Consider the following 18,405-nt stretch of genomic DNA (forward strand, 5'->3'; position numbering starts at 1 on the left):
CCGGTGCTTGTTTTTCAAACCGCTCTAGAACCTTTTCCCACATCTTTTCGTCATCCTGACTGGAATATTTGGGGGATTTTAAACCAAGACCTTGAAAGGCATGGCTGTAAGAGCGGAACCATAAGCCGCCGTTACCTAAATAATGGATATGTACTCACACTCAAACCCCAAACCGCCCCCGCTCCAACTCATACATCGGCCGAACCACCGCAAACTCCCGATCAATCTGATCCACCAACACCCCAAGATCCGAAGCCGCCTCAACAGACTCAGCCTCCAAAAGCTGACATAAGTGCGCCAACCGCACCGCCCCCAAGTTCCCACTGCTGCCCTTGAAACTATGGGCAATGCGCCCCAACGCCTTGGCATCACCCCGCGCCATACGCAGAGCCTCTACACGCTTCTGGGAGTCATCAAGAAAGGTATCAAGCAACTTGGGGTACTCGCCTTCCATGACCTCCTGCAAACCCGAAAGCACGTCCGGGTCCAGATGAATATCAACCACTTGCTCGCTCCTTGATCAAGAATCGGCCGATTATGCCAGAGCCCCCCAGCAAAACTCCACGCACACACTGCGCCCGCCGTCGGACCAGCCCACCGCGCTGCTTAATTGACGCACCAGGCTCAAACCCCGGCCTGACAGACGGTCAATGTCCAGCGGCCGCGCCAGTACTTTTTCCACGTCGAACCCCAGGCCGCTGTCTTCGATGCGAAGGGTCATCCTGCCACCGGACTCGGTGGGCACCACCTCCACATGCACGCGGATATAACCACTGTTCAACTGTGCCAGGCGGTCATTGCGCTGCCGGTAATACTCGGCAAACCCGTGGGCGTCGCGCTTGAGCCGTGAATCCAGGCCCAGCACGCCATGCTCCAAGGCGTTGGAATACAGTTCGGCCATCACACTGTAGAGCGCCCCGCTCTGCTCGCGCAGGCCGTGAATCTCCAACAGCAGTTGCAGCAAGTAGGGCAACGGGTTGTAGGCCTTGAGGGTCTCGGCACGGAATTCGAATTTTACCGACCAATCCAGCGGGCACGACTGGCCGCTGTCAGCGTACAACGGCCCGGTCGCCCGCAGGGACTGGCCTGGTTGCAGGGTGATTTCCACCATGCTCACGTCATCCCGCGCTTCACCCCGAAACGCCGCCAGGGCCTGTTCGATGTCTTCAAATAGCCGGTCCGGCTCTTGGTTGGCAGCAAACACCTGTTGCAAACGCTCGGCACCGAACAGTTGGTCCTTGCTGTCCGAGGTATCCAGTACGCCATCGGAGAGCAAGAACACCCGGTCGCCCAGGGCCATGGGCCAGACTTCGGTGCGGTCATCAAAGGCCTCGGCCGACAACACCCCCAACGGCAAATGCCGCGACTCCAGGGGCGTGCGCTTGCCGGTGGCGATTTCATGCACATAGCCGTCGGGCATGCCGCCGTTCCACACTTCCACCACACGCCGCTGTGCGCTGAGGCACAACAAGGTGGCGCAGCAGAACATGTCCACCGGCAGGATGCGCTTGAGCTTGGCGTTCATCTCCCGCAGGGTCTGCGCCAGGCCGTAGCCCTTGGCGGTCATGCCATAGAACACTTCGGCCAGGGGCATGGCACCCACCGCCGCTGGCAGGCCGTGGCCGGTAAAGTCGCCGAGCAGCACGTGCATATCGCCGGACGGCGTGTAGGCCGCCAGCAGCAGGTCGCCGTTGAACAACGCATAGGGCGATTGCAAGTAACGGATATTCGGCGCGGCATTGATGCAGCCCGAATGGGCAACTTTATCGAACACCGCCTTGGCCACCCGCTGTTCATGCAGCAGATAGTCGTGATGCCGGGCGATCAGGTCGCGCTGCTGCAACACTGTGGCTTGCAGGCGGCGCAGGCGGTCCATGGCGTTGATCTTGGCCGCCAGAATCAGTGGGTTGTAGGGCTTGGCCAGGAAGTCATCACCGCCGGCATCCAAGCACTGGGCCAGGGCTTCGCTCTCGCGCAGGGAGGTGAGGAAGATGATCGGCACCAACGCCTCCCCTGCCAACTGCTTGATGCGCCGAGCAGCCTCAAAGCCGTCCATCACCGGCATCAATGCATCCATCAGCACCAGTTGCGGCCGCTCGCGGGCAAACACCTCGACCGCTTGCGCGCCGTTCGAGGCGGTGAGTACCTGATGCCCCTGGCGCCGCACAATGGTCGACAGCAGCAGCAGGTCGGCGGCGCTGTCTTCGGCAATCAGGATAGTCAGCGGCTCAAGGATGGGGGCCAGGCCGCTCAACTGATGTCGAACAGTTTGTCGAAGTTGGAAATGCCAAGGATCTTGCGCACATCGGAATTGCTGTTGATCACGCGGATATCGGCATCATCGCCGCCAGCGTGGTCACGCAGCAGCAAGAGCATGCCGAGGGCGGAACTGTCGAGGTAGGTGGCTTCCTTCAAGTCCACGACAATCGCGTCGGGCTTGGGGTAGATGCGTTCGTAGACTTCACGAAAATGCTGGTGGCTGCTGAAATCGAACCGGCCCTTGATGGCGATCGTCAATTTCTTCCCGTCCGGGGACACTTCAGGAACGACTGACATGCGACTGCTTCCTTGTCATTGGCAATGACACAAGGTTTAGCAGTTGAACCGAATGTGGGCAACACCCCATTAGTATTGCGATTGGCGGGGAAGACGCTGTGACAACTCATCCATCAACTTCTGCTCACGCTTGTCCTCAATCGCCCGCGCTTCGTCGATGTAGCGCTGCACCAGCTTGCGCAACCCTTCAACCCGGGCAAACGCCTGCTGCCAGCTTTCCCGCGCACGGTCGAGGTTGGTCTGGTGCCAGGCCAGGCTCTGGCGTTGTTGGTCCACGGCCGTCTCAAGCTGGTTGAGAAAGCCCTGGTAACCCATCAACCATTGCCCCGACACGCCCTTGGTGCCGCGCTCGATCCATTGCTGCTGGTATTCGCCACGAAAGCGCTCAAGGTCGCCCAACTTGCTTTCCGCCAGGCGTACCTGGCCCTGGAAATACCCCAGGCGTTGAACCGCGGTTTTTTCGGCCTTTTCGGCCATGTCGACCACCGGGGCCAGGCGTGAAGAGCGAGTGCTGGCCATGGCTTAGCCGCCCGGCGCCGGGGCGAAGATCGAACCCAGGTGCGCTTCGCTTTCGCCCATGCTGATCTTGTCGTTAAGGCCTTGGCGCAGGTACGTCACCAACTGCGGTTGCAGGGCAATCGCCAGGTCGGTCTCGCGATCACCACCGGCCACATAGGCGCCCACGCTGATCAGGTCGCGGCTCTGCTGGTAGCGCGACCACAGCTGCTTGAATTGTTGCGCCCGCGCCATGTGCGTCGGCGTGACCACCGAGGGCATCACCCGGCTGATGGACGCTTCGATATCGATGGCCGGGTAGTGCCCTTCTTCGGCCAGGCGCCGGGACAGCACGATGTGGCCGTCGAGTACGCCCCGCGCCGAGTCGGCAATCGGGTCCTGCTGGTCATCGCCTTCGGACAACACGGTGTAGAACGCAGTGATCGAACCACCACCGGCTTCGGCATTACCGGCACGTTCCACCAGTTTGGGCAGCTTGGCGAACACTGACGGCGGATAGCCCTTGGTCGCTGGCGGCTCGCCGATGGCCAGGGCGATTTCCCGCTGGGCCTGGGCGAAACGCGTGAGCGAATCCATCAGCAACAGGACGTTCTTGCCCTTGTCGCGAAAATATTCGGCGATACGTGTGCAGTACATGGCGGCGCGCAAACGCATCAACGGCGCGTCATCGGCTGGGGATGCCACCACCACCGCCCGCTTAAGGCCTTCTTCACCGAGGCTGTGCTCGATGAACTCCTTCACCTCACGGCCCCGCTCGCCAATCAACCCCACCACGATAATGTCGGCTTCGGTAAAGCGCGTCATCATGCCCAGCAACACCGATTTACCCACGCCGGTACCGGCAAACAGGCCCAGACGCTGGCCGCGGCCCACCGTCAATAATCCGTTGATGCTGCGAATGCCCACATCCAGCGGCACGCTGATGGGGTTACGGTTGAGGGGGTTGATGGTGGGGCCGTCCATCGGCACCCAGTCTTCGGCCTTCATGCCACCCTTGCCGTCCAGCGCACGCCCGGCGCCGTCCAGCACGCGGCCAAGCATGCTCATGCCCATCGGCAAGCGGCCGGTGTCGGCCAATGGCACCACGCGGGCACCGGGGGCGATGCCCGCCAGGCTACCCACGGGCATCAGGAAAATCTTGCTGCCGGAAAAGCCCATCACTTCGGCTTCGACCTGCACCGGGTGATAGCTGTCGTCGTTGATCACCATGCAGCGGCTGCCCATGGCGGCGCGCAGGCCTTCGGCTTCGAGGGTCAGGCCGACCATGCGCAGCAGGCGCCCTTCGAGGATCGGCTGGCCAGGCAACTCGGTGGCCTCGGCATAGCTGCCCAGGCGCTTGGCGAAGCTGGTGCGATCAAGGCGCATCGGGGGCGTCCAGGTCCACGCTCAGGTCAGGCTCGGCGGGGTTGAGCACTTGCTCATGCACCTGGTCCAGTAGCTTGGCCATGATCTGGCTGATGCGGGTTTCCACCGTGGCATCAATGCGGCTGTGTTCGGTCTCGACGCGGCAACCGCCCGGTTGCAGCGCGGCATCTTCGACGATGCGCCAGGTTTCTTCATGGCGCTCGCGAAGGGCTTTGACCTGTTCGAAATCCTGCGGGTTGATGTACAGCCGCACATTACCGACACCCAGGGGCAGCAGCTTGAGGGCTTCGCGCATTACGCTTTCGATATGGCTGGAGTCCAGCACCAGTTCGCGCTGGATCACTTGACGCGTGATGTGCTGCACCAGGCCGACCATGGCTTTTTCCAGCTGCGAATCCTGCTCGGCAATCGGGTTGAAGAGGCTGCGCATCAAGCGCTCCAGGCTACCCAGCTTGGCACCAAGGGCCGCCTCGGCTTCCTGGCGCACCTTGAGGGTGGAGCTGCGAAAACCGTCTTTTTCACCCGCTGAGAAGCCTTCGTTGTAGGCCTCCTGACGGATGCTTTCCACCTCTTCGAGGGTCAGTGGCTGGACTTCATCCAGCGGCACTTCCTCAGACTCCACCGGCAGTTCGGGCTCAGGTTCCGGTTCAGGCTCGGGCACATAGGGGTCGAAGCTGGGCAACGACCAGATGTCGAACCCGCCCACATCCCGCGCGCGAATCAGGTCGCTGGGCGCGTCATCTTTGTTCGACATGACAGGCGCCTTAGATCATTTCTTCGCCGCCCTTCCCACCGAGAACGATTTCTCCGGCTTCGGCCATACGGCGGGCAATGGTGAGGATTTCTTTCTGCGCAGTTTCCACGTCGCTGACGCGCACCGGGCCCTTGGCTTCGAGGTCGTCGCGCAGCAGTTCCGAGGCCCGCTTGGACATGTTCTTGAAGATCTTCTCTTTGACGCCTTCGTCGGAGCCTTTGAGTGCCAGTACCAGCACATCGGAGGACACTTCGCGCAGCAACGCCTGGATGCCACGGTCGTCGACATCGGAAAGGTTGTTGAACACGAACATCAGGTCTTCGATCTGGCCGGACAGGGTGTCGTCGATCTCGCGGATCGAATCCATCAACTGACCTTCGACCGAGCTGTCGAGGAAGTTCATGATATCCGCCGCACGCTTGATGCCACCCAAGGTGGTACGCGCCGCGTTGGAGTTGCCGGAGAACTGCTTCTCCAGGATCGTGTTGAGTTCTTTCAGGGCCGCCGGCTGCACGGTGTTGAGCGACGACACGCGTAGGATGATATCCAGGCGCACTTTATGGTCGAAGTGGCCGAGCACTTCACCGGCCTGGTCCGGGTCCAGGTACGCCACCACGATGGCCTGGATCTGCGGGTGCTCGTAGCGGATCACATCGGCCACGGCGCGCGGCTCCATCCACTTGAGGCTGTCCAGGCCGCTGGTGTTGCCACCCAGCAGGATGCGGTCGATCAGGCCGTTGGCCTTGTCTTCGCCCAATGCCGAGGTGAGCATCTTGCGGATATAGCTGTCAGAGCCGACGCCCAGGCTGGTCTGGTCGCCGACGATCTCGACGAACTCGCTCATCACCTGTTCGACTTGCTCACGGTGCACATTGCGCATTTGCGCCATGGCCACGCCTACCCGCTGAACCTCTTTAGGGCCCATGTGGCGCAGCACTTGGGCGGCGTCGGTTTCACCCAGGGACAGCAGCAGTACAGCCGCTTTGTCGACCTTGGTGAGCTTGGAAACAGCGGCTCGATTATCACTCATCTGCGTTGATCCACTCTTTCACGACCTGGGCCACACGGCCCGGGTCTTCTGCCACCAGACTCTTGATTGCGTTCAGCTGAGCGTCGTAGCCTTCGCTCGGACTTGGCAACAGGATGCTTTGCGGGCCACCGAGGCTCACGCGGTCGTTGGCCAGTTCGCCGTCCAGGCCGCCCATGCCACCCAATTCCACGTCGCCGCCAGCCAGGGCCAGTTGTTTCTTGCCGTTGCCGGTGATGTTGTTGAGCACCGGACGCAGCACCCCAAACACCAGCACCAGGATGAACAACACACCCAGCACTTGCTTGACGATGTCCCAGAACCACGGCTGGGTGTAGAACGCCGCTTCGGCGATCACTTCGCCACGCTCGGCAGAGAACGGCATGTTGATCACACTGACGCTGTCGCCACGGCTGGCGTCAAAACCAACGGCGTCCTGCACCAGGCGAGTGAAGCGCGCCAATTCATCGGCGCCCCACGGGGCACGGGTAATGGTGCCGTCAGCCGGGTTGACCTTGACCTGGTCATCCACCACCACCGACACCGACAGGCGATTGACGCGGCCCTGTTGCTGTTTGGTGTGGCTGATGGAACGGTCAAGTTCGAAGTTCTTGGTGGACTGGTTACGCTTGTCCGCCGGGTACGGGGCGAGCATTGGCTGGCCGGTGGCCGGGTCCATGATCTGCTGGCCGTTGGCGTCCAGCAGCGGCTGGCCCGGTGCGATCGCGCCAGCAGAGGCTGCGGCGCCGCCGGTGGTTTGCGGGGCCGACGCCGGGGCTGGCGGCTGATTGCTCAGCGCGCCCGGTACGCCTTGGGGCGGGCCATTGGCGGCGGTGCGTTGTTCGCTGGTGGACTGCTCGCTGCGCAGGGCCGGCTGGTCCGGGTTGAACTGCTCGGAGGTGGACTCAACGGCGCTGAAGTCCACATCGGCCGACACTTCGGCTTTGTAGCGGTCGTTGCCCAATACCGGCTGCAGGATGTTGTGCACACGTTGGGTGAGCATGCTTTCCATGCGACGGCTGTAGTCGAACTGCTTGCCGGCCTGGGTCAGCGCGGAGTTTTCCGCCATGTCCGACAGCAGGTTGCCCTTTTGGTCGACCACGGTGATTTGCGACTTGCTCAACTCGGGCACGCTGGTGGCCACCAAGTTGATGATCGCCAACACCTGGCCGGGCTCCAGGGAGCGGCCAGAGAACAGCTCCACCAGTACCGAGGCGCTTGGCTTGCGCTCATCGCGCACAAACACCGAGCTTTTCGGGATGGCCAGGTGCACGCGGGCGCCCTTGACGTTGTTCAGGCTGGAGATGGTGCGGGCCAACTCGCCTTCCAAGCCACGGCGGTAACGGGTGGCCTCCATGAACTGGGAAGTACCCAGGCCTTGGTCCTTGTCGAGGATTTCAAAACCGATATTGCTGTCGGACGGCGTTACACCGGCGGCCGCAAGCTTCATGCGCGCACGGGCCACGTCATCGGCCTTGACCAGCAAGGCGCCGGAGTTGGGTTCTACGGTGTAGGCGATGTCGGCGGCCGCCAGGGTTTCCATGATCTGCTTGGAATCCATGCCCGCCAGGCTGCCGTACAGCGGCCGGTAATCGGGTTGCTGCGACCACAACACCACGGCAAAACCAATCGCCACGCTGGCAGCCAAGCCGACCATCAGGCCCACCTGACGCAACATGGTCATTTCGGAGAGATTTTCCAGGAACGACAGGCCAAACAGCGGCGGCTTGCCGTCTGCCTTGGCGGGTACGTTGTCCACGACTGCTTCTGCCATGACTTAAATCTCGTCCTTAAACCGGCATCTGCATGATGTCTTGGTAAGCCTGAACCAGCTTGTTACGCACTTGGGTCAAGGCCTGGAAGGAGACGCTGGCCTTTTGTGACGCGACCATGACGTCGGTGAGGTCCACGCCGCTTTTGCCGATCTCGAAGGCGTTGGCCAACTGATTGGAAGCTTGCTGGGTGTCACTGACTTTATTGATTGCCTGGCCGAGCATGTCGGCAAAACTGCTTTGGCCCAATTCCGGCGCTGGCGCGACGGATTTCGGTTGAGCCATGGCATCCATTTGCATGGAGCGCATATCCAACATCAACCGATTGAACTCAATACCCTGGCTCATGACCTTCTCTCTCCGACAACCCGCATTTTTTTTGACGCTACGCCGCAATTACTAGGGGAAGTAGCAACAAGGGTGCCAGCTCTGTATCAACTCGTAAGAAAAGGCGACAAACCTTGTCGGCCTCGTTACCGATCAGGTAGCAAACAGATACGCTTCCACGTCCATGCCAGCGTCACGCATCTGCGCCAGCTTGTAGCGCAGGGTGCGCGGGCTGATGCCCAGGCGCTCGGCGGCCTCTTTGCGACGGCCGCGCTCGGCGCGCAGGGTGTCGATGATCATCTGGAACTCGCGGCGGCGCAGGTCATCGCCCAGGGCCCCGGCGGATTCAGCTTCGGCCACCACCGGCGCAGGCGCCAAGGTGGGTAATGGCGCAGCACCGCTGCCCATGGCCAGGCAAAAATCCTGGGGCTGGATAAGGCCGCCCTGCTGCAAAATCAGCGCACGCTGGATGGCGTTGTCCAATTCCCGCACGTTGCCTGGCCACGGGTAGCCAATCAGGCAGGCCTGGGCCTCGGCCGACAGGCGCGCCTGGGCGTGCTTCATTTTTTTGACGTGGTTGTTTAGCAGGCGCTCGGCCAGCGGAATGATGTCTGCCGGGCGCTCGCGCAGCGGGCGCCAGGCCAGGGGAAACACCGACAAGCGGTAGAACAAATCTTCACGGAAGCGCCCCGCCGCCACTTCGCCCGCCAAATCGCGGTTGGTGGTGGCGACCACGCGAATATCCAGTTGGATCGGCTTGCGTGCCCCCACCCGCTCGACCTCACGCTCTTGCAGCACCCGCAGCAACTTGGCTTGCAGGCCCAAGGGCATTTCCGAGATTTCGTCGAGCAGGATGGTGCCGCCATCGGCTTGTTCGAACTTGCCGGCCTGGGACGCAATGGCGCCGGTGAACGAGCCTTTTTCATGGCCGAACAGGGTGGCTTCAAGCATGTTGTCGGGGATCGCCGCGCAGTTGATCGCGATAAACGGCTGCTTGGCACGGCTGGACTGCTGGTGGATGTAGCGCGCCAGCACCTCCTTGCCGGTGCCGGACTCTCCAGAGATCAGCACGGTGGAATCGCTGCGTGCCACGCGGGCTGCCAGTTCCAGCAATTGGGCGCTGGCGGGCTCGAAGGCAATCGGGCCCTCGCCTTCGCCGGCTGAAATAACGCCCAACGCATGCCGTGCCACCAACTCAATCAAAGCCTTTGGCTCAAACGGTTTGACTAGGTAGTCCGCCGCGCCTTGGCGCATGGCGTCGACCGCCCGCTCCACCGCGCCATGGGCGGTCATCAGCAACACCGGCAACTGCGGCTGGCGTGCACGCAGCAGGCCGAGCAACTGGTGGCCGTCCATACCGGGCATGTTCACGTCGCTGACCACCAGGCTGAACGACTCTTGCTCGACGGCTTCCAAGGCATCCTCGGCAGAGCCCACCGCCCGGTAGTCATGGCCCGCCAGCAACAGCGTGTCGGCCAATGCTTCACGCAGGGCGCGGTCGTCTTCTACCAATAAAACCTTGATTGCCATGTTCGTTTACTCCGCGCTTGCCGCGCCTGAAAACAGCGGCAAGGTCATCAATGCACAAGTGCCACGCCCCACGCGGGAGCGCAGCTGCAATTCTCCCTGATGGGCACGCGCCACGGCCTTGACCACGGTCAGGCCCAGGCCGGTTCCGTTGGTCTTGGTGGTGAAAAACGGTTCGCCCAGGCGCTGCAACACGGCGGGGTCAATCCCACTGCCGCTATCGCTGATGCACAGGCGCAGGGTTTGCCCACGGCGGTACAGGTGCACCTTGAGGCGTGCCTCAGGGCCGCTGGCCTGAGTGGCGTTTTCGATCAGGTTGAGCAACGCGCCCACCAGGGTGTCGCGGTTGCACAGCAGCTCGCCAAGGTGGCTGTCGCACTGCCAGCGCACTTGGGATTCCTGGATGTGAGTAGCGGCCGCCGCTTGTAGGGCCTGCATCAGCGCCGAGGGAGTGATGCGGTCGGTCAGCGGCAATTCGCCACGGGCGAACACCAGCATGTCGCGCACTTGGTGCTCCAACTCATGCAGGCGCTCCTTGAGGCGCCCGGCAAAACGCTGCTGGGTTTCGGCGGGCAATTGCTCATCAGTCAAATGACTGGCGTAGATCAACGCTGCCGACAGCGGCGTACGGATCTGATGCGCCAAAGAAGCGACCATTCTTCCCAGCGACGACAACCGCTCATGCCGCGCCAATTGGTCTTGCAGGTGACGGGTTTCAGTCAGGTCATTGAGCAGCACCAGTTGGCCGGGCTCAGCATCCAGGGAACGGGTGGCGATGGACAGGCGGCGCCCGTCTTTCAGGGAGATTTCGTGGCCGTCATCTTCACGCGGGGCAAAGCAGCGGGTGATGACATGGCGCCACAGCTCGCCTTCCAGCGGCAGGCCGAGCATGTCGCAGGCCGCCGGGTTGGCTTCGCGTACGCGGCCCTGGTCGTCGATGACGATCACGCCACCGGGCAACAGCGACAGCAGGTTTTGCAGACGGTTGGCCAAGCGCTCTTTCTCGGCCAGCTCTTGCATGCGCTGGGCGCTGACCACGGCCAACTCGCCTTTGAGCTCGGAAACCCGGGCTTCCAGCAGGCTGTAGGAGTCAGTGAGTTGGCTCGACATCTGGTTGAACAGCGAAAAGGCCTGTTCCAGGCCATGGCGGCTGAGCTGCTCGACAGACGGGGCAAGCCCCTGGGCATCAGGGACCGAAGATAGTTGGGCGGCGTGGGGCATCATGCTCTCTCGCTTGGCTGACCGTCAGTTAAACGGAACGTTGCGAGGGCTGTAGCAATACCCGTGCCTAAAAAAAACCACTGAGATTTCAGTCGCTTAAAAAACAGGCGTCAATCATCCGCCTGTTCATCACCTTCTTTGCGGCTCATGCCGTACTTGCGCATCTTCTCCACCAGGGTGGTACGACGGATACGCAGGCGTTCGGCGGCACGGGCGACGATGCCATTGGCGTCGTCCAGCGCCTGTTGGATCAGGCCTTGTTCCAGGTTGCCGAGGTAGTCCTTCAGGTCCAGGCCTTCGGGCGGCAGCATGGCGGTGGAGCCAAAGTCCGGGGTATGGCCGTTGATCGCAACACGCTCTTCCATGTCGCTGCGCAGGCTGTCTACCAACTGCTCGTCTTCGTCGTCGACGTAGCGGAATTTCTTCGGCAACTCGACCACGCCGATCACGCCGTAGGGGTGCATGATCGCCATGCGCTCCACCAGGTTGGCCAGCTCGCGCACGTTGCCCGGCCAGCCGTGACGGCACAGGGACATGATCGCGGCGGAGTTGAAGCGGATCGAACCGCGCTTTTCGTGCTCCATACGCGAGATCAGTTCGTTCATCAGCAGCGGGATGTCTTCCACGCGCTCGCGCAGCGGGGCCATCTCGATGGGGAATACGTTGAGGCGGTAGTACAGGTCTTCGCGGAAGCTGCCCACCTCGATCATGCTTTCGAGGTTCTTGTGGGTGGCCGCGATGATGCGCACGTCAACACTTTGGGTCTTGTTGCTGCCCACGCGCTCGAAGGTGCGCTCTTGCAACACGCGCAACAGCTTGACCTGCATCGGCAGCGGCATATCGCCGATTTCGTCGAGGAACAGGGTGCCGCCATTGGCCAGTTCGAAACGCCCGGCACGGCTGGTGATCGCCCCGGTGAAGGCGCCCTTCTCATGGCCGAACAGTTCGCTCTCAAGCAACTCTGCCGGGATCGCCCCGCAGTTGACCGGCACGAAAGGCCCGTCGCGACGCTTGGAATGGTAATGCAGGTTGCGCGCGACCACTTCCTTGCCGGTGCCGGACTCGCCGAGGATCAGCACGCTGGCGTCGGTATCGGCCACTTGCTGCATCATCTGGCGCACGTGCTGGATGGCACGGCTGGTGCCGACCAGGCTGCGGAACAGGTTGGGTTCGCGGTGGCGACCGCGCTCACGGGCCTGGTCGTACATCTCGCGATAGACCTGGGCACGGTGCAGGGAATCAAGCAATTTGCTGTAGCTGGGCGGCATTTCCAGGGTGGAAAGGACACGGCGGCGCTGGTCTTCCGGCAGGTCGACAGAAGAAATATCGCCCATTAGCAAAACCGGAAGGAACTCATCCCAGGTAGACAGTGTCTTTAACAAGCCCAAAACAGCGCCTGGAGCGTTTACCGTCCCGATCAGCACACAAATGATTTCACGGCTCGACGACAATGAGCTGACTGCCTGCTGCCAGTCATGGCTACCACAGGGTAAATTTTCTTCGCCAAGAAAATTCAAAATCACCGCCAGGTCGCGGCGGCGGACGCTATCGTCATCAATCAGCAGAATTTTGGTTTCACGCCACATGCAATAGCAACTTCCCTAGTTAACTCAAATGCCCTCGAGTCGGGGCAATCTAGATGGCTGTAGGCATTTTCTGCATTACAACCGTCTGAATTCTGAAAACAGCACTAGTTAAGTCAAAAAATCGCGCGCAGTCAAATTTATGACGCGCGTTCGGATTAACTGAGCCAGTTCAGCCGAACAGATGGTAAACCTTTGACGCATTTTTCGCTCGGTTGATCTGCGACATCTCTTCGAAAATCGCCTGGCGTTCGCCAGTCGTCACCTCAAGCAACTGTTGGTATACCGCCAAGAGCTTCTCAAGCTTCTCACGCAGCGCATCCTCGTCCACCGGTGGCTCATTGAGCACCTGCTCGATCACGTCGCGGCAGCCTATATCCAGCTCGCCAATGGCGTCCCAGTTTCGGTCCGCCAACGCGCCCATCAGCGCTTCACGGGTTTCATCAATGCGTTGCAATGCTTGGCTCATGACGTATTCCTCAAGGCCCTCAGGCCCTTCTCTACTGCGCCTTACTCGGTAACAGCCTGTGGCGCGGCGATGGCATCCCAGCCTTCTTTTACGGTAATCAGCAAACGGGCGACTTCGTCGATCATGTCGGCATCGTTATGCAGGTTCGCTTCCATCAGACGGTTGGTCATGTACGCATACAGACTTTCCAACTGCTGGACGTAAGCCGGGTTATCACTTTTTTCCGCATCGAGGCCGTCACGCAGGCCGATCACGATATCGATCGCCTTGCCCAGCATCAGGCCCTTGGCCGCGATGTCACCACGGGCCAACGCGCCTTTGGCTTGGGCCATACGGTCAAGCCCGCCTTCCATCAGCATCTGCACCAGACGATGAGGGCTGGCTTCAGAGATCTGAGCATGGGAATTAACCTTCTGGTATTGGCGAAGGGCTCGCATGGGATTCATGTTTCTACCTCGTGACGGGCGACAGCGGAAAGTGTTTGAGTAACCAATATGTCGACTGGCTCGCAAAAAGCTTTAGCGCCAGTTGTCCTGCGATAAAAAAAGGCCAGGCAGGTTGCCTGGCCTTTTCCATGACGCGGGATCAACTATTGGTCTTGACGTTGTTCAGCGCATTGAGCGTGGTCATGACACTAGTGCTTTGCTGACGCAATTGGGCGACCAGGGTGTCCATGGCGTTGTATTTGGCGGAGAGGCTACTGGTCAGCAGGTCCATGCGTTCATTGAGCGTGTCCTGCTGGTTGCTCAGGTCCTTAAGGGTGTCGCTCAAAGACGTGGAGCGTGTCGCCAGGATGCCGGTACTCGCCTTGGCGTAGGAGTCGGTCGCGCTCTTCATGCGCGCCAGCATGCCGTTATTACCGCTGAACATGCTGTTAATGTCGGCTGCATTGGTCTTGACCGCCGCATCCCACTTCTTGTCATCCATTGTCAACAAGCCGGTGCTGGAGCTGGTGCTGACACCAAACTGAGCCAGGGACTTGAACGCCCCTGTACCCGATAGTGCGTTGAACTCGTTACGGATGGAGGCCTGCAGCGAGCGCATGGTCGAATCACCTGTCAGGGCGGCAGGCGTGACGCTGCCATCCAGGTTGGTGGTGACCTTCGTCTCGGCGTTCATCGCAGTGATCAAGGCGTTGTAGGTGTCGATAAAGCCTTTGACGCCGGATTTGAGGGCCGTATTGTTAGTGCTGACCGTAATCAGCGTGGCACTTCGCTCTGGATTTTCAGCAGTATCGCCAGCAGTCTTGAGCGCCGATACCGACACCAACTTGATGTTCACGCCACTGAGGGCACCTTCGATGTTGTTGGTCTTGGAAACCGAACTGACACCATCGATGCTGTACAGCGCATCCTTCGGCTCATCGACCACGGTGGAACCGACATCCAATCCCGAATTACCCGACAACGTCAGGTCCGATCCGGTACCCATGGTGGTCGAGGTCAGGATAAGCCGCGAACCATTGGCGTCGGTCTGGATGTTGGCACTCAAGCCCGATGTACCGAACTGGGTGTTGATCGAATCACGCACCTGTTGCAGCGTGGCGCCTGGCGGCACGCTGAGGTCGAAGTCCTTCTTCGACTGAGTAATGGTTAGCGTCGTTGGCTTATCAGTGGCGTTCACGACTGCACTGGCACCTGCCGAGAACGTAGTACTGGACAGCTTGGATGCCTGGGCCAACTGGCTCACGATCAGGCGAAAACTACCGTTGGAGGCCGTATTGCTCGCCGTCATGGTAGCGACCTTTTCATCCGAGGATGAGCCGGTCAAGCCGGTGAAACTGTTGCCCGTCGACATGGTATCCAACGCACCACGAAACGCATCCAGTGCCGCCTGAATCTTGCCGATCGAAGACAGCGTGGTAGTCGCCTTCTGGGACGCGGTATTGATCTGCGTCTGCTTGGGCACCTTTTCGGCGTCCACCAAGGACTTCACGATCGCTTGCGTATCGATGTTCGAACCGATACCACTTACCGTTGAACCCGCCATCTTCGTATCTCCTGTTCGGTGGCTGCCGTTATCTTGACTTGGTTACGCCTCAAGTCATGACAGCAACAAGTTTCATGCCAGTTTAAGCCTTGTCGTCAAACAACAAGCTGCTCGCGCTGGACAGGCTTTGCGCCAGTTTCAATGCCGTTTCCGACGGAATCTGGCGAATCACTTCACCATTGTCGGTATTGATGACTTTGACCACCACACGATGGGTGGAATCATCAATGGAAAAATCCAGGCTGCGCTGGGCAGACTGAACGAATTCTCGAATATCGGTTACCGCTTTTTCCAGGTCGGCACGTTCAGGCTGCTGGCCTGTGGCGGGTATTTCCTGGACTTTGCTGATGCTTCTGTCGGCGACAACCGGAGCAGGTGCACCTTGGGGTGCAACCGGCGGATAAGACTGGTTCAGCTTTACACTCATGTCCATGTCCAATCTCCTCTAAACCGAAAAAACGGAAGGGCACGTAGACGCGCCCTTCCGTTAGTTACCGAGCGCTGGAATTACTGAAGCAGTTTCAGTACAGCGGATGGCAGCTGGTTAGCCTGCGACAGGATCGCGGTGGAAGCCGATTGCAGGGTTTGTTGCTTGGTCAGCTCGGCGGTTTCGGAAGCGAAGTCGACGTCCTGAACGGTGGAACGTGCAGCGGTGGAGTTCTTCTGAATGTTCTGCAGGTTGTCTGCAGTGGTAGTCAGACGGTTCTGGGTAGCACCCAGGCCCGAACGAACGCCGTCGATGGTGCCGATGGCTTTGTCGATTACAGCCAGGGCGTTTTGGGCCTTGGTAGCATCGGTCACGTCGGTTTGAGCAACGGTGGTTTTGGTGGAAGCAGCTTCGGTGGCAGTACCGGCAGCGAACAGACCAGCAACACCAGCGCCAGCCAGGGAGTAGCCCTTGGCGGAGTCCAGGGACACTTGACCGGTAACGATCAGATCATCAGCCAAAGGAACGGCGGTACCGTAAGCACCAGCACCGTCTTTAGCAGCAACGCTGACCGAACCAGGAGCGGTGGAACCGCTGACCACGATGTTTTCACCGGTGTCGGACTTCACTTCCAGGGTCTTTTTGCTTTCGTCGTAGCTAACGCTGATACCCAGTTTAGCGGCGTTGGACTTCAGTTGGTCGGCCAGGCCGGCTTGGCTGGTTACACCTTTGAAGTCAACGCTGGCGCCGCCAACAGTCAGAGTGAACGAAGCAGGAGCGGTTGTGGCTGCAGTCTCGTCAACGGTGAACTTGGCTTCGGTGCTGGCAGTAGCAGTCAGGCCACCGATGATGCCGTTCAGGTTGCTGGCGATGGTTTTAGCCGAGTCGCCGGCAACAGCTGTGTAGGTACCGGTCTGGCCGTTACCGGTGACAACGATGTCGCCAGCTACGGTACCGGTGCCTGGAGCGATGGCAACGCTTTTCAGCTGCTGGGAGCCGATGTTGTTAGCCGAAACGTTTTCCAGGCTCAGGTTGATGGTTTCGTTAGCGTTGGCGCCAACCTGGATAGCTTTGGTACCGTACGAACCGTCCAGCAGCTTTTGGCCACCGAAAGTAGTGGTAGTGGAGATACGGGTCAGTTCCGAAGTCAGAGCCTGGTATTCGTCGTTGTTCGACTTACGGTCGTCAGCGCTGAGGGAACCAGTAGCGGAAGACAGAGCCAGGGTACGCATTTTCTGCAGGATGTCGGTCGAAGCCTGCATCGCGCCTTCAGCGGTCTGAGCGATGGAGATACCGTCGTTCACGTTTTTTACTGCTTGGCCCAGGCCGTTGATTTGGCTGGTCAGGCGGTTAGCGATCTGCAGGCCGGCAGCGTCGTCTTTAGCGCTGTTGATACGCAGGCCGGAAGACAGGCGCTGCATGGAAGTGGCCAGGGCGCCGCCAGCTTTGTTCAGGTTGCCCTGAGTAGTGATCGAAGCAATGTTGGTGTTTACTGTTAAAGCCATGACGAAATCCTCGTTGGATGGATACTGCGGCTTCCGGCCCTGGCAACCGCCGGGTGTGGCCTGAGAACCTACGTAATAGTTATCGTCGTGGTGGGCAGTTGCTTGAGGTTTTTTTTTGATTTTTTTACTGGCGCCGGGCCACCCCTTTTAATTCAAGGGTTTAGCGCAGGCCAAAACCCCGGTTTCATTGGCTTTTCTGGCGCCAAATAAAAAACGCCGATGATCTCTCGATCATCGGCGTTTTGTTATGCCGCCTATTAAAGCATCACGGGCGATAGAGAATCGCCGAGCCCCACGACAGGCCCACACCAAAACCGCTGATGGCCACGCGCTTCCAACTGGCATCCATCACGTGCTTTTCCAGCAACAATGGAATGCTCGATGACACGGTGTTGCCGGTCTCGACCATGTCCTTGATGAACTTGTCCACCGGTGCATCTTCAAAGCGACGCGCCACGGCGTCGACAATCGCCGCACTGCCCTGGTGAATGCAGAACGCATCGATCTCGTCGGCCTTGAGGTCGGACTCGTTGAGCAGCTCGTGCAAATGCGCGGGCACTTTGAGCAGCGCGAAGTTGAACACCTGGCGACCGTTCATGAAGAACACGCCGTCGCTGACCTTCAGGTGCGGCGCGCCGGAACCGTCGGTGCCGAACTTGGACTTGCCCAACTGCCAAGAGGCGTCTTCGCCCATCCAGGTGGCCGTGGCAGCGTCGCCGAACAGCATGGTGGTGTTGCGGTCTTCCGGGTCGACGATCTTGGAATACGGGTCGGCGGTGATCAGCAGGCCGTTTTTCAGGCCGGCGGCTTCCATGAAGCCCTTCATCGCGTAGATGCCGTAGACGTAGCCGGAGCACCCCAGGGAGATATCGAACGCGGCAACGTGGGTCGGCAGACCCAGTTTGTCCTGGACGATGGCGGCAGTGTGGGGCAAACCCTCTTCGTCACCGTTCTGGGTGACGACGATCAGCGCGTCGATGGACTCGCGTTTCAAATCCGGGTTGTTGGCAAACAAAGCGTTGACCGCCTCGACACACAGATCGGAGGTTTCCTGCGCGGCTTCCTTGCGCGGCAGGAACGCCGAACCGATCTTGCCAATGATGAATTCTTCATCCTTGGCGAATTTGGCACCCTGGGCGTAGTTATCGATCCCGTCGGCCGGCACGTAACTGGCGATGCTTTTTATGCCAATCATTGTGGCTTCCCAATACTAAATAGCTGGAGATCACCCCGCGAACCGGTTCGCCGAGTGCTGACAATACATGGGGATAACCCCGCAAAAACTTCGCTGAAAGCCGCCCTGTAAAGGCCCTGCGACGACTTATCCTTTTCACACGATACAGTGAAGATGCGCTTTATGACCCGCA

General features: G+C 60.0%; 18 protein-coding genes. All 18 read right to left on the bottom strand.

Features of this window, described 5'->3' with window-relative positions:
• Window positions 1-160: 160 nt before the first annotated feature.
• Window positions 161-505: an Hpt domain-containing protein gene (locus ACLD1Y_RS26345; protein WP_429480661.1), complete on the bottom strand. Its 345-nt coding sequence runs from the start codon at window positions 503-505 to the stop codon at window positions 161-163.
• A 30-nt stretch (window positions 506-535) separates the two neighbouring features.
• Window positions 536-2,254 (bottom strand): ATP-binding SpoIIE family protein phosphatase, encoded by a 1,719-nt coding sequence (locus ACLD1Y_RS26350; protein WP_429480662.1) that lies wholly within the window; start codon window positions 2,252-2,254, stop codon window positions 536-538.
• On the bottom strand, window positions 2,251-2,556 hold the full coding sequence (locus tag ACLD1Y_RS26355; RefSeq protein ID WP_105694866.1) for an STAS domain-containing protein: 306 nt from the start codon (window positions 2,554-2,556) through the stop codon (window positions 2,251-2,253). The genes ACLD1Y_RS26350 and ACLD1Y_RS26355 overlap by 4 nt, the downstream gene beginning before the upstream one ends.
• A 69-nt stretch (window positions 2,557-2,625) precedes the next feature.
• Complete coding sequence (gene fliJ / locus ACLD1Y_RS26360; RefSeq protein WP_429480663.1) at window positions 2,626-3,075, bottom strand: flagellar export protein FliJ; 450 nt, start codon at window positions 3,073-3,075, stop codon at window positions 2,626-2,628.
• Between the two features lie 3 nt (window positions 3,076-3,078).
• Window positions 3,079-4,437, bottom strand: a complete 1,359-nt coding sequence (fliI, locus tag ACLD1Y_RS26365; RefSeq protein WP_429480664.1) for a flagellar protein export ATPase FliI — start codon at window positions 4,435-4,437, stop codon at window positions 3,079-3,081.
• Window positions 4,427-5,191, bottom strand: a complete 765-nt coding sequence (gene fliH / locus ACLD1Y_RS26370; RefSeq protein WP_429480665.1) for a flagellar assembly protein FliH — start codon at window positions 5,189-5,191, stop codon at window positions 4,427-4,429. Before fliH ends, fliI begins: the two co-directional genes overlap by 11 nt.
• A 10-nt stretch (window positions 5,192-5,201) precedes the next feature.
• Window positions 5,202-6,221 carry a flagellar motor switch protein FliG gene (fliG, locus tag ACLD1Y_RS26375; protein WP_135292199.1) on the bottom strand — a complete coding sequence of 340 codons (1,020 nt, stop codon included), beginning with the start codon at window positions 6,219-6,221 and terminating at the stop codon, window positions 5,202-5,204.
• Window positions 6,214-7,992: a flagellar basal-body MS-ring/collar protein FliF gene (fliF, locus tag ACLD1Y_RS26380; protein ID WP_429480666.1), complete on the bottom strand. Its 1,779-nt coding sequence runs from the start codon at window positions 7,990-7,992 to the stop codon at window positions 6,214-6,216. Before fliF ends, fliG begins: the two co-directional genes overlap by 8 nt.
• 16 nt (window positions 7,993-8,008) lie before the next feature.
• Entirely contained in the window at window positions 8,009-8,338 is a 330-nt protein-coding gene (fliE, locus tag ACLD1Y_RS26385; protein ID WP_429480667.1) for a flagellar hook-basal body complex protein FliE, read from the bottom strand.
• 132 nt (window positions 8,339-8,470) lie between these two features.
• On the bottom strand, window positions 8,471-9,847 hold the full coding sequence (locus ACLD1Y_RS26390) for a sigma-54-dependent transcriptional regulator (protein ID WP_429480668.1): 1,377 nt from the start codon (window positions 9,845-9,847) through the stop codon (window positions 8,471-8,473).
• A gap of 6 nt (window positions 9,848-9,853) precedes the next feature.
• Complete coding sequence (locus ACLD1Y_RS26395) at window positions 9,854-11,065, bottom strand: sensor histidine kinase (RefSeq protein ID WP_429480727.1); 1,212 nt, start codon at window positions 11,063-11,065, stop codon at window positions 9,854-9,856.
• Between the two features lie 110 nt (window positions 11,066-11,175).
• Window positions 11,176-12,651 (bottom strand): sigma-54 dependent transcriptional regulator, encoded by a 1,476-nt coding sequence (locus ACLD1Y_RS26400; protein WP_429480669.1) that lies wholly within the window; start codon window positions 12,649-12,651, stop codon window positions 11,176-11,178.
• Window positions 12,652-12,820: 169 nt separating this feature from the next.
• A complete protein-coding gene (locus tag ACLD1Y_RS26405) occupies window positions 12,821-13,117 on the bottom strand; it encodes a flagellar protein FliT (RefSeq protein WP_429480670.1) in 297 nt (98 codons plus the stop codon).
• A 41-nt stretch (window positions 13,118-13,158) separates the two neighbouring features.
• Window positions 13,159-13,563, bottom strand: coding sequence for a flagellar export chaperone FliS (gene fliS, locus ACLD1Y_RS26410; RefSeq protein ID WP_101272336.1), 405 nt, complete (start codon window positions 13,561-13,563; stop codon window positions 13,159-13,161).
• Between the two features lie 139 nt (window positions 13,564-13,702).
• A complete protein-coding gene (gene fliD, locus ACLD1Y_RS26415; protein ID WP_429480671.1) occupies window positions 13,703-15,106 on the bottom strand; it encodes a flagellar filament capping protein FliD in 1,404 nt (467 codons plus the stop codon).
• Between the two features lie 82 nt (window positions 15,107-15,188).
• Window positions 15,189-15,539, bottom strand: coding sequence for a flagellar protein FlaG (locus ACLD1Y_RS26420; RefSeq protein WP_429480672.1), 351 nt, complete (start codon window positions 15,537-15,539; stop codon window positions 15,189-15,191).
• Window positions 15,540-15,613: 74 nt separating this feature from the next.
• A complete protein-coding gene (locus tag ACLD1Y_RS26425) occupies window positions 15,614-17,038 on the bottom strand; it encodes a flagellin (RefSeq protein WP_429480673.1) in 1,425 nt (474 codons plus the stop codon).
• Between the two features lie 265 nt (window positions 17,039-17,303).
• Window positions 17,304-18,233, bottom strand: a complete 930-nt coding sequence (locus ACLD1Y_RS26430) for a ketoacyl-ACP synthase III (protein WP_429480674.1) — start codon at window positions 18,231-18,233, stop codon at window positions 17,304-17,306.
• Window positions 18,234-18,405 lie beyond the last annotated feature (172 nt).

Origin of the sequence: Pseudomonas sp. 18175 (assembly GCF_050432925.1) — a bacterium.
Taxonomy (GTDB): domain Bacteria; phylum Pseudomonadota; class Gammaproteobacteria; order Pseudomonadales; family Pseudomonadaceae; genus Aquipseudomonas.